The organism is Marinomonas balearica (assembly GCF_004362145.1).
Taxonomy (GTDB): domain Bacteria; phylum Pseudomonadota; class Gammaproteobacteria; order Pseudomonadales; family Marinomonadaceae; genus Marinomonas; species Marinomonas balearica.
The window spans coordinates 89,104-102,247 of sequence record NZ_SNXC01000009.1 but is presented as its reverse complement, the minus strand read 5'-3'; the positions used below and the strand labels follow the sequence as shown (position 1 = coordinate 102,247).

The following is a 13,144-nucleotide window of genomic DNA, read 5'->3' as shown; positions in this document are numbered from 1 at the left end:
GAGAAAGAGCCTTTATGCTGTCTAAATAAAATCGATACGTCAATCAGTGTACTATTAAAAGCTAACCAACGCCCTAGCAGAGAACAAACCAGCTGAAATATCGTCTGAGAAATAATTTGAGAGCCCGTTTTCGTAATCACCTGTCAGTCTCATCAAATATTCAGCTTCAAGCGCTACTACCCCAAAATTGTAACCTATGCCAAAAGGGATCTGAAGGCCTCTAAATGTATCTTCCACTTGGCCATTGTTGTAATCCCATGTTTCAGAATATATACCTAGGCCTGTATAACCATATAACGCACGCTTGTTATCTAAGTTAGCACCAAGGAGAACATTTATATCGATACCACTAACTTCAAATGCTGGATCAGTACAGTCCGTATCAAAAGAAGTTTCACATTCAGAATCACTAGCAATACGGTACATTCCTGATACTGCAACGTTATCGTTGAAAACGTATTTTGCAGCTAAGTGGACTGAATCAACAGTATCCGTGTAATCAATTTGACTACGTGAATCCAAGACACTTAAAGAGGAATAACCAATACCAAGTTGAAGAGACTCTGAAGCAAACACAGGCATTGCCGAAATACTGCACAACAAAATTGAAGTTAACTTTTTCATACGTTTCCTTATCTATATCCTTAAATACTCAAATAAATGCCTTTATCCCACAATGAAATTTTCTAGAGCAATAAAGCCATTTCGCTAATAAAAAATATCAGATATCAATTAGATAGTTTAAGGTACAACTAGTCAAGAGGAGACCAGTGTGAAAATTACGTTTTGCTGACAAAAACAGATCGTGGACATTTTTATGCGACGTTTACGGACGGGAGTTGCGGCGCCCGAACTATAACCTTTCTCTCTATAGAAATTAAAAATAGACTTAAACAGCCTTTCTCAGCTGTAAAAAAGAAGAATTACACTTAAATCAGTCATTTGTAGATTTTTGCAGCCCAAACAGTTAAGCCTGACGCGACACTGCCAAAGTGATCCCCATCAAGAACAGGAATATCACCAATTCGCTCACGTATTTGTTGCTGAATAATAGGAGACTTTGCTGAACCACCTGTAATGTAAATGACATCCGGTTTTTCTCCAGCCTCTTCGATCGCACTCGACATTAACTGCATCATTTTTTCAAGCGGTGGCGTAATGGCCGCTCCCAATTGATCACGAGATACTGTGAGCGACAGAGCCTTCTCTATGTAATCTAACGGAATTTGCGTCTCACTCATCTCTGACAAGTTGATTTTGGCTTCTTCAGAATTTCGCACCAGATGGAAATTATGTTTGTGCTCTCTCAAATGTGCGAAGCGATCTATTAGTGCTGGGGTGGTGGTATCCAATCTCAGCTCATCAATTTGTTTTTTTGTCTCTAAGCTGTTGAATATTGTCTGAGCTGACACATCGTTGGTAGTCACGGCGTTCCAGAAAAGCTGTGTCGGCATAGGAAGGCCTGTTTTTAGCGGTGCGCCCATACCAAAAAGAGGCATAAATTCTTTGCCTGCAAGCTGTATATCCAAATCATTCCCGCCCACTCGTTCACCAGTATGTGCTAAGAAATCTCCCGTACGATCCAATTTCTCACGATAGCTTGGCCCCATCCTAACCACGGCGCAGTCCGTCGTTCCACCGCCAATGTCGACAACCAATACGGTTTGATCCGTTTCCAGCCGACGTTCAAAATCCATACCTGCGGCAATCGGCTCAAATAGGAATTCGACGTCTTGGAAGCCGACTCTTTTTGCAGCCACCATCAAGATATCTAATGCCTGCTTATTACTCGCTTCTGCATCAATTCCTTGGAAGTTTACAGGACGCCCAATGACCGTTTGAGTGAGAGTTTTACCTGTTTTAATTTCGACGGCGCGCTTCACCTTCAACATCATTAATGTAACGATGTCTTCAAAAAAGCGAATATGCTCGTTTCGAAGCCCAGATCCACCCAAAAATGATTTTGGTGATTTGATAAAGTACCCTTCATCTGGGTAACTGTAGTACTCAGAAAACGCTTCTCGACCATAAAACACAACTTGGTCGTCTGCCTGATAATCTTCTTCTCTTCGTACCCGTTGAGCACGAGTCAGAATAGCCTTTCGACTTTCAATGTATGAACGTCGAGCAATCTCATCTTGAATAGACTTAGCAACGCCCTCTGTAATAAAGTCGCGGCTAAACGCATACAATGCAGACGGCAAAAACACTTTTTCGCCCTCAAGAGGAATGAGCTGAGGTTCATTGTTCTCAAAAACACCCATCGCACAATTAGATGTTCCATAGTCAAAACCACAATACATGCCTTACCTCTTTTAAAATCAATTTTGAAGGGGCGCGGAATTTACCATATTGGCAAAAAAAAGAAAGGGCTACCGTCGGCAGCCCTTTGTATCGTTCATATTCGACTTCAAATACAACCGAGGAGATTTAAGGTGCTATCTCCACCAGCCCCATCTCATTGGTTGGTGGTACCAATTCGAATTATGATTTGAATATCCAAATAGGTGCCCTAAATGCCATGGGCGGTGGTGCCCACCATGCCAAGGCTTCCAATGACTCATTCTTAGCTCAACAACAACGGGATCGTGATCAGAAGACGAGTAAGCATTGTTCGATTTAGCCAAATCACCCGTAAACTCGCTAGAGTATTCAAGTAAATTAGATTCGGCTGAGTTTATATGCCAATCGTCCGCATCAACAACATGCTTCATAAGTTGCCAGTTTGCCAAAGCGTGATCTAAACCACCTAGCTCGCCGTTGTAAGTATATGAGAATGCTTTATCGCCTTGAAAATGAGGAACCAGATTAGTAAAGCCGTAATTACGTGTGACTTCTACTGAGTCGCCGTTATTAATTTGAGCGCCGTTAAGCGTTGCTTGCTCAGCCGTGTAAATAGGAAACTCTGGAGAGAAAGCGTTGTAATTCGTTAATACGCGAATAGGGTCTTCTTTTCCATAGGAGTTCAAATCACCCAGGATCATGACCTTACCGCGCACATTACGCTCTAAATAATCACCCAAAGCAACCGCAGCCGATACACGAAAAGCGTTACAGTTACTTTGTGGACCCGCTGCTTGCGCATTGGAATCTTCAATACAACCAGAACCTTTCGATTTAAAGTGGTTAACTACAACCGAAATGCGCTCTCTAGAACGTCTGTGTTTAAACGTCTGTAACAATGCGGTACGCTGATATTTATCAAACTGGTTCCCGTCTGCATCTAGGCCATGTTGCTCTGGCATTTCAATCAAGACAGGGGTTTTCTTAGGCTTCACAACGCTCGGACGGTAAATCAAACCCACAGCAATGGCATCAGATCCAACATACCCGGCATCAGCTTTGATGAACTCATAAGGCGCTGCGCTGGCTGATTGCGTCGTATTAATCGCGTCAACAAGGGCTGCTATTGCACTGTTTTCATCAAACCCATTGTTCTCAATTTCCATCAACCCGACAATGTCGGCGTCCAGTAAACTGATTGCCGTCGCAATTTTCGTTAACTGCAAGTTGTAGTCTTCCAAAGACTCCGCACCGCGATTATCGCCAAATGGGTTTTCTGCACCGTTAAACGGTGAGTTAAACAAGTTGAGAACATTGAAGCTCGCAATTCGAAGATCCCCTTGCTGCGACAATTCAGGACCATACCCAGTACGATCGGTAAAAGTATGTTCAAAATCTGATTTGGCTAGATTTTCATCCGCAGTTGGAATGAGTCGATATTGTGAATAGCTGTAACTGATCACACCTTCGAGATTTTGCACTTCATCACCGATACGAATGTAGCCATCCTCTGCGTTAAAATCAGAGAAATATGGGACAACTCCGTTAGGTGCTTTCGCATCCGTATCAACAAACAGCGCGCCTTTCATATTGTCCTGCGCAAGTTGTTGCTCCTCTTCGGAACCTGCGATGTACAAATGAGTCGACTTATACAATGGAGATTGGTAACTCAAAACCATATTGTTACGGTATGAGTCATAATCGAAGCTAAATGGACGAGTCACGACCAGCTCGCTGTCCGTAGTCGAAACCAGCATGCCTTCGTACTTTTCCAGTTGATCATGCAATAGCGCATCACCTGATAACTCCATCGGTGTTGAGGCAACAACATTGCCTTTTGATAAGACTTCAACACTGTCGTCCTTCAATACCAGCTCGGTTAAGTTGTAATACTCTTTTACATTACCAAGAACACAAATTTCATCTCCAACCTCGACATCCGAAGGTATATTAGAGCTGAATACAAACAGTCCGTCCGACGTTGTATTGTCACCGTCGCCAATCGAATCTTGGATGAATACGCCTTTATACAAACTCGAAACGATTTGCGTAACAATCCCGGTCGTATACACGTCTTCGCCTGTCAAAGGGCTGACTTCTCCGCTCCCTTGAATGCTGTATATAGGTGTTAAAGACTGACCTTCACAACTGAACACCACAGGCTCAGTTACCGTGCCATCGGGGGCAATACCTAAACCCGAAAAATCATTTTTCGCCAAAACATTCCATGAATCCGCACGCCACTCCCCGTCAGCCAGTAGCGTCAAATCGGTGCGAGCGTAGGTTTTATCTTTCGCAAAATTTGATCCGGAATAATCCCCGAAGAAATCAACAACAACGTCATCCTTTTTCAAAGCAATAGGATCGTTACCGTTAAAGTTTAAAGACGTAATTCGATCGGCTTTTGCCTTAAGAGCATCGTCGGTATTACTTTTATTCTCAACAAGAATGTAAGTCGCGCCTGCTAAAATAGAGTCTTCTCCCAAACTGATGCTGTAGGAGCTTGTTGTACTTCCGTTCACATAACGAATCAATTCATATTCTGATAGTGAAACAGAGTCTGTCCCTGAATTGTAAAGCTCAAGTGCTTTGTTATAGCCGCTTCCTTCGACATATTCACTGATAACGAGCTGTGCATGCGATACTGACGCCAATGTCAGTCCCGAAGCACTTATCAATGCTTTGGTTAATGTGTTCATTTCAAAGTTCCTGCGTTTGCTTACCGATATTTAGTTTGTTTTTTTCAGCAAGCGGTTTTTGTTTGAAAATTGTCACTAACGTGCAATTCCCTCCTCGCACTAACGACTCAGGCATAACAATAATATTCTGTAATACCGTATAGTCATACCAAATTCTTATCCATTTGGTCAACAATTACTCAAATATCGTAAGAAATGGGTATGACAACGCGATGAAGGATTCATGACGACGTTAAGTTCTTCCCTTATTTCCTTAACGCACTGCTATTCTTTTGGGGAAGCGAATGTAATTTGGGGTCTAAAAATACCTTTATTGTGCTTCTACACACTGAGAACACATATTTATGCATAATAAATGCATAATATGTGATTAAATTATATGAGATATAATTTCGAAAGAAGGCCGATTCCGATATGAAAAACTCGCTCTTTGCTGCTGCACACAGCAACCCCAAAAAATCGGAAACTAACTCGTTAGTTTCTACGATGAGGCCTTGGAAAGTGCTTCTTATAGACGATGAGAAAGATGTAATCTCCGTCTCAAAAATGGCCGTAAAAGACCTTTTTTTTGAAAATGCACCTATTCAAATTCTAGAAGCTAATTCAGGATTAGAAGCACGTACGATTTTAAATGAACACAATGACATCGCTCTCGCTTTAGTCGATGTTGTTATGGAAACAGATAGCGCTGGTTTAGATTTAGTAAAGTGGATTAGAGAGGAGCAAAAAAACGCTCATATCCGCTTAGTATTGAGAACAGGGCAGCCAGGCCAAGCCCCTGAAGAAACCGTTATTCATCAATACGAAATTAACGATTACAAACATAAAACAGACATGACAGCGTCTCGGCTAAAAACCACTATTTTAGCTTCGTTACGATCCTATCGAGACCTTATGGCCATATCGAGCAATCAAAGAAAAGTCGAACATATGCTCGAATCCTGTAGCAGCGTCCTAGCACACTCTAACGTCAACGCATTTTTGCGTAAAGCTCAGGAAGAAATCAGCTCATTTCTAAAGCAAAGTCAGTTAAATTTAGGCATTAGTTTTCATGCTTATGTTCCATATGCAGAAAAATCTGTCACTCAATTTTATGTTTCAAACGATTCCATTCAGCAGGGTCAGAGTGTCGACGAACTCGCTGAAACTCTTTCGCAATTTGAGCAAAATAATGGATCACCTCAAGCTCACCAAACTGTTCTAGAACGTGGTGATACGTATGTCACTCATCAAGTCTCAACCGATGAGTTCAGCCATGTGATCGTCCATGTAAACTTTCCCAAGCCACTAACCAAAAATCGATCGCGGTTGTTGCCTCTATTTACGACCAACATCGCCTTAGCATTTGAAAAAATCTGTGCAAAACGCGAAGTAGAGAACGTGCAGGAAGAACTGATGCTTATGCTCAGTGAAGCGATCGAAGAGCGCTCAAAAGAAACTGGGGCTCACGTTCGACGTGTCGCACATATTTGTGAGTTCATTGGCAGCCTTATTGGTTTACCAGAAAAACACGTTCACATGATTAAACATGCTGCTCCAATGCATGACCTAGGGAAAATCGGCATTCCTGAAAGTATCCTTCATAAGCCAGACAAATTAACAGATGAAGAATGGCATATTATGCGATCTCATCCGACTATTGGGTATAAATTACTGAGCCGATCCAAACACGGCTTGCCTAGAATGGGCGCAATGGTATCCATCGCTCATCACGAAAAATGGGATGGATCGGGCTACCCAAATGGCACAAGTGGCGAGGATATCCCTTTAGAAGGACGAATTATGGCCATTGCAGACGTTATAGATGCGCTCGGTTCAAATCGTTCATATAAAAAGGCATGGAGTAGCGACGAGATATCGACGTTCTTAGATGAACAAAAAGGGCGCCATTTTGACCCTGAGCTTTGTCATTTAGTCATCCAAAATTTTGATGAAATTATGCGTATTCGTGACCAGTTCCCAGATCCGAAGGAATAGCGCTAAAATGAAGTATCAAAAGTACCTAATAGAACTGCTTAGAAACTCGTCTATCGATTCGGGTAATATCCACGAAGCCTCAAAAGCGGTATTACAAGCGTTTGTTAAAGCAATGTATCTAAAAGACGGCAGCATTTGGCTATTAGATGACAATGGCAGCATGGTGTGTTCATTTATATTAGACATGCATGAGAAATCGATTAATCATTTCTCCGCGATGGATGAAATGCAAGTTAAGATTCTATTCCAAGAGTTAGGCAGCAACGCTTACCTTGTTCTAAATTCTAAACAAGCAACAAGCGCCTATTGGGTCTCTAATGTAGACTTAATCAACCACTCCGTTATTTACACTCCGATATATCATAAAGGAAGCATCGTCGGCTTCTTACAAGGAAGGCGACAAAACCATCAAGCAGGGTTTGACGAAAAATCCATTCCGTTCACTAGCGCCCTTGCAAATTTATTTGGCAGAGCGATTCTCGCAACACAAAATAATAAGCTTCAACATGCGTTAAAAAACGCCAATTTGGATCTCCAACAAACCGTTTTAAAACGTAATCAAGAGCTGAAAAAGACGCTTGAAGATCTACAAACGGCGCAAGGACACCTCGTCGAGTCAGAAAAAATGGCGGCGTTGGGGCAACTCGTTTGTGGAGTTGCCCATGAAGTAAACACGCCTCTTGGCGTTGCTATCACATCATTGTCGATATTAGGCGAGGAAATACACAAGCTGAAGACGTCGTACGATTCAGGCACATTAGATGAGCCAACATTTATGAGCTTCATCGAGCACGCCCTATCCGCTCACGACATTGCAGAAGTGAATATGCGACGAGCGGCAACGCTAATCCATGAGTTTAAACAAACATCCGCAGATCAAAGTCACAGGGTACTCGTCACATTAGAACTAAAGACCTTAATCGATTCTATCATTGCCAGCCTCACTCCAATCTACGAGCCTCATCAAGTCGAGTTCGTTCTTGATATACCCGATGCGCTTTATGTCACCACTTATTCAGAATCGATCGATCAGATACTGACAAACCTAGTCAACAATACCTGTATTCACGGATTCCAAGCATCTAACCAACGACACAATCTTATTTTTATAAAAGTGTTTGTTCAGGGGAAAGATTTTGTGATCGATTATCAGGACAATGGAGTGGGAATCAGCGACAGTATTGCAAAAAACATCTTTACACCGTTCTTTACTACAAACAGGTCTAATGGTGGTTCAGGGTTAGGACTTTCCGTTATTTATAATCTTGTATCACAGAAATTGGCAGGGGAAATCCGTGTGATTGAGCAGGACGCCTCACTGGGAGCGCACTTCCAAATACGCTTGCCCATTACATTAACGGAGGAATTTAATTAAGTAGCGTCGGAAACGGCTACACCGTAGCCGTTTTAAATTCGGTGGAGACAACCCAATAAAGAGTAATACCCGCAACGCCTCCCATGAACATCATCCCTGTCCAAATCCAAATATGATCGATAGACGAGCTCGAAAGCAGCCAGCCTGTCGTGACATTACCGATAAATGCAAAAATACCGCCGACGCAAGAGTACAATCCGTAGTATCGCCCTAGTTCATTTTCCCCTGCAAAATTAGGAAGATAAGAGCCAATAAGTGGAAATACCATCATAGAGCCAAGACTAAATACCATTGCACACACAACAAAAGGTATCGCCGAATGATCCGCTATTGGAAGTGATAAACACAAAAAAGCACTGCCCATTATGGCCAGACCCATCCCCATGGCTTTGCCCGTGTCTAAATTTTTAGAAATCCAATGACTAACGGGCAGCTGCAAAACCACCCCCATAATCGAGGTGGTCATGAATGTCCACGTTATGACAGAAACATCAAAATGTCTCGACGTGACTTCGTGAGGTATCACGATATAAAGTTGATGGAATAGAACTTGATAAACCGATGCCGCGAGTACAAATGTCATAAAAATCGGCTGATTTAGCATACTTAGCCAATGCTGAAAAAATGAGCCACTCTGCTTATGATTACCGCTTTGTTCAGGAATATCCGGAAGAAAGTGCTTTTGCACCCAAAATAAAATGAAGAATAAACCTGCGGAAATCAACCCGATCCAAGCAAAGCTGTAGGCCACCAACAACAACCCAATAATTGGCCCGAGGAGCATACCTGTAACCGTGCTAAAACTTTGTAAGGCAAAGACGCGATCTCGGTGTTCCTGAGTGGGGTACTCATACGCCAGATACGCTTGGCTGCTAGGCGTAAATAAAGCGCCTGCGAGACCGGATAAAATGGCTCCGATAACCAATACAACAATATCTTGCCCGACTCCGAGCAAAGCAAAGCCGAACACACGAACAAGACAGCCTAGCAGTATTAATCGTTTATAGCCTAGGTAGTCGCCCAGTGTTCCACCCACCAAGAACATACCTTGCTGACTTAGGACACGAAGCCCAATAATTAAACCAACATACCAGCCGCTTAATCCAATGGTATTTTCTAAATGATTCGCCAAATATGGCAAAAGCATATAGAAACCAAGATTAAACGTAAAACCGTTAAGAATAAGAACGCGACCTGCGGGAGTGAGGTCACGCCAATCATATAAGAATTTTTTTAAAACCATCAACGCCTAATCTATCAAATCTTGGCCTTGAAGGTCAGAACACTATCACTCTTGAATTTGCTGCATTAATGCATCGACACGTTCAGGTTTAAGTGCGACTTTAGACTTCAAGCGGCCCACTTTTGTTTTTACAAGTTCGAGGTTCGTAGGTTGACCTACTTGAATCATTCCTACCATTCCCATCATCAAATGGGGCGGGCAATAATACAGATGTAACCCTTCATGTGAAAGCTCTAATGAAAACGGTTCATTCATTTTAGTCTTCCAGCCAGATTGCTCTGTTGGTGTAATATAAGATTGTGCATAATGCCCAGCATGCGTCGGTACGAAAGTAATCACGTCCCCAACCTCCGCCTTAACGAAAGAAGGCTGAAAAACCATCCCGCCATCTTTTCCGTAGTTAAGCATTTCGATTTTAATTTCTTCTGCGACACTTAAGGTTGACAGCACAACGCCAAACGCCACGATAACTGCTTTAGTGATACATCTAAAATACACTTGAAACTCCTGTTTCTTTCTTCAATTTCGTCTTTACGTTATCCGGCTCTTGCTTATAAGAAGAGCGTCTTGTACGAATAAAGGGAATACCTTGCCCATCCACTGTGACTTCCGCATCGACACCATATACATCTTTGACAAGCTCGGGTGTAAGAACCGTCTTTGGCGCACCGTGAGAAACGATGAGACCGTCTTTCACAACAAGTAATTTGTCCGCATACTGTGCAGCCAAGTTAAGATCATGCAACACCATCAAGGATATCCAACGATTTTCTTTAGTTTTCCTATCAAGGTGATCAAGAAGCACTTGCTGAAAGTGTAAATCCAATGCGCTGACAGGTTCGTCCAACATTAAGATACTCGGTTTTCGCATCATCGCTTGAGCAAACAATATCATCTGACACTGACCACCACTCAAGGCGTTCACTGGGCGATCCGCAAGGTGCAATAAACCTATCTGCTCCAACGCATACAATGCTTCACTGACCATGGATTCATTCAAACGCAAACTGAGTGCATCAAGCTGCCCTAATAAAACAACTTCAAGCACACTCAGTTCAATGTCTAAATGGATGTCCTGAGGCATATAACCAAAGTGTTTACGCCACTTACTCAACCATTTTTTATTTAAGCTTGTTTCACCAAAACAGATATCACCCTGTTGTCTATTGATGTCACCGAATAAGGTCTTTAAAAGAGTACTCTTTCCCGTCCCATTTGGTCCGATAATAACGGTTACTTCGCCTGGATGAAGATCAAATGACATGCCCTTTGCCAGCTCAAGCTGATCAATTTTCACATGTAGATTCTTCACACAAAGGCTTTGTTCTATTATTTTCTGATTCATAGGAATTACCGACGACGCCTGCCAATGATGAGCCAAAAGAAAAATGGAACGCCTATAATGGCCGTCACGATTCCAATGGGAAATAAAGCGCCGGGAACGATGACCTTAGATAGGACTGAAGCGCTGGAAAGCAAAAATGATCCAATGATAAAAGACAGCGGTAAAAAGAAACGCTGATCCTCTCCGACCAATATTCGCGCTATATTGGGTGCGACAATGCCAATAAAGCCGATGATCCCAACGAAGCTAGTTACAGTCGCTGTCATGACCGCGACGATAAACAATGTTCTAAGCCTTAGACTGTTTACATTTACTCCTAGGCTTTTTGCTCGTTCTTCACCCAACCTTAAGGCTGTCAAACGCCACGCATCGTTCATTAGCAACGCCATACTGACAACCGTCACACTTGCGACAATCGCAAGATTCGTCCAACTGCTTTTTGAAAGACTTCCAAACAGCCAAAACAAGATTTGCTGACTTAACTCGGGCGAGGCAATAAATTGCACAAGAGACAACATTGACTGGAATAAAAAGAGTAACGCGATACCGGCTAAAATGAGTTGCCCTGATGTAATGTGACGCATTGTTGCCAATGCAAACAACAAACACGCTGCCAACATACAGCAAACAAAGGCCCCAATAGGAACCGCTACATTTGAACTTAAACCTAAGGATCCGATGTAAAGCATTAAGGCAGCGCCAAAACCTGCTGCAGCCGCCATTCCCAACGTATATGGGCTGGCCATCGGATTGTTTAGCAAAGTTTGCATTTCTGCTCCGCCTACTCCTAATACGCCACCGACAATGACCGCCATAATAGCAATAGGCAATCTCAATTCGGTTACGATCACGAGTGTCGTTACGTCCACCTTCGCTGGTAAACCAAAGAACTGCATAAGGGCGCGAGACACCTCAACAACACCAAGCATCGAAGGACCTGTCGCAACATCGAGAACAAAAGAAAAGGCAAGAATAATGAAGAGTATACAAATAACAAACCAGCGGCGCTTTTCACTTCGCCGCTGGTCTTGTATTGCACTCGAAATAGATTGTGAATGCATAAATTTTATCTGAGTTAATGTGATTAATTTTCGATTATAAATGAGTATCAATCACATAGCACCCATTACTCCGTAATCGAGATAGCAAATGTTCCCGTAGGAGCAACAGGGAGATACTTTTTATAGAAGTCCAAGTAACCTTGCTGAGGGTTTACATCTTCGAACAGCTTAGGATAAAGAGACTTTGCAATGTATTGAGCCATTGAAGCGTCTAAAATTGAGCGAGATGCGCCTTGGTATATTCCATGAAAATTTTCATTTTTTACTGCAGGCATTTCAGACCAACCAGCACGATTTGCAAAACCTTTTAGTCTTTCCACCGATATTTTTTGGTCGATTCCCTGTCCCATAACCATTGCTTTCCCTTTAACGCCAGATTCCGTTCCAGAGATAAATACCACTTCTGGTTTTGAAGCGATAACCTGTTCAGGATTCATCGGCCCCCACCATTCAACAAAAGGTGCAGCGATATTATCGCCGCCCATTGCCGTTAGCATTGCGCCCCACATGTTTTTACCGTATGTAAAGCTGTACTGATCAGGCCCTTTTTTGCCGAACTCGACATAAGCGCGAGGCTTTGGAAGGTGTGCGTCTGCAATGCGCTTCTGGGCAGATACAATCGTGTTTTCATATTCTTCTGAGATTTGCTTCGCGCGATCTTCTTGGCCTGTTAATTCGCCTAATATCTCAGTACTTTTAAGATGACGCTCAAGAGTTTGAGCATTGTAATCAACCACAATAACTGGGACGCCTGCATCTTCTAGACGGTCTACATCCATTCCCAAACCTTTGTATTGCCAATCGGCCAACACGACAACGCTTGGTTTCAGGCTGAGTACTTTTTCAATAGAAAAGGTTTGTGACTCAACTTCACCAACATCAGGAATATCTTTCAATGAAGGACGGTAATCTGTGTAAAGCTTCCAGCTTGCAGGTCGCCACGCTTCCCAAGTATCACGAGAAATGCCGACAACTTTATCAAAAGCCGCTTCCGTACCAATTGCCATGTAATCTTCTGCGTAAAAACCCAACACTACTCGCTCTGCAGGAAGGTCAACATCCACTTTACGATCCAAAACATCCTGAATCACTTCGGCCTGTGCTGTAACCGTGCACATAACAGAAATCGTAGACGCCGCTAACCATTTACCAAACTGCATA

General features: G+C 42.7%; 10 protein-coding genes. 2 read left to right on the top strand and 8 right to left on the bottom strand.

Annotated elements, in window-relative coordinates; translation table 11 throughout:
• Positions 1–54: 54 nt before the first annotated feature.
• The 3 genes from DFP79_RS02115 to DFP79_RS02105 form a co-directional block, all read right to left on the bottom strand.
• Positions 55–624 (bottom strand): outer membrane beta-barrel protein, encoded by a 570-nt coding sequence (locus DFP79_RS02115; RefSeq protein WP_133502308.1) that lies wholly within the window; start codon positions 622–624, stop codon positions 55–57.
• 314 nt (positions 625–938) lie between these two features.
• The gene (yegD, locus tag DFP79_RS02110; RefSeq protein ID WP_133502307.1) at positions 939–2,303 is read right to left on the bottom strand and encodes a molecular chaperone; all 1,365 of its coding nucleotides are present in this window, start codon (positions 2,301–2,303) and stop codon (positions 939–941) included.
• A 135-nt stretch (positions 2,304–2,438) separates the two neighbouring features.
• Complete coding sequence (locus DFP79_RS02105; protein WP_133502306.1) at positions 2,439–4,982, bottom strand: ExeM/NucH family extracellular endonuclease; 2,544 nt, start codon at positions 4,980–4,982, stop codon at positions 2,439–2,441.
• Between the two features lie 414 nt (positions 4,983–5,396).
• On the opposite strand from DFP79_RS02105, the gene DFP79_RS02100 reads away from it, so the two are divergent.
• Positions 5,397–6,959, top strand: a complete 1,563-nt coding sequence (locus DFP79_RS02100) for an HD domain-containing phosphohydrolase (protein WP_133502305.1) — start codon at positions 5,397–5,399, stop codon at positions 6,957–6,959.
• Positions 6,960–6,966: 7 nt separating this feature from the next.
• Positions 6,967–8,334 (top strand): sensor histidine kinase, encoded by a 1,368-nt coding sequence (locus DFP79_RS02095; protein WP_166637621.1) that lies wholly within the window; start codon positions 6,967–6,969, stop codon positions 8,332–8,334.
• Positions 8,335–8,350: 16 nt separating this feature from the next.
• On the opposite strand, the gene DFP79_RS02090 is transcribed toward DFP79_RS02095, so the two are convergent.
• The 5 genes from DFP79_RS02090 to DFP79_RS02070 form a co-directional block, all read right to left on the bottom strand.
• Entirely contained in the window at positions 8,351–9,577 is a 1,227-nt protein-coding gene (locus DFP79_RS02090) for an MFS transporter (protein ID WP_133502303.1), read from the bottom strand.
• Between the two features lie 45 nt (positions 9,578–9,622).
• Positions 9,623–10,075, bottom strand: coding sequence for a plastocyanin/azurin family copper-binding protein (locus DFP79_RS02085; RefSeq protein WP_243730173.1), 453 nt, complete (start codon positions 10,073–10,075; stop codon positions 9,623–9,625).
• Positions 10,065–10,922 carry an ABC transporter ATP-binding protein gene (locus DFP79_RS02080; protein ID WP_133502302.1) on the bottom strand — a complete coding sequence of 286 codons (858 nt, stop codon included), beginning with the start codon at positions 10,920–10,922 and terminating at the stop codon, positions 10,065–10,067. The genes DFP79_RS02085 and DFP79_RS02080 overlap by 11 nt, the downstream gene beginning before the upstream one ends.
• Before the next feature lie 5 nt (positions 10,923–10,927).
• Entirely contained in the window at positions 10,928–11,983 is a 1,056-nt protein-coding gene (locus tag DFP79_RS02075; protein ID WP_133502301.1) for a FecCD family ABC transporter permease, read from the bottom strand.
• Between the two features lie 65 nt (positions 11,984–12,048).
• A complete protein-coding gene (locus DFP79_RS02070) occupies positions 12,049–13,143 on the bottom strand; it encodes an ABC transporter substrate-binding protein (protein WP_133502300.1) in 1,095 nt (364 codons plus the stop codon).
• Position 13,144: the final 1 nt, after the last annotated feature.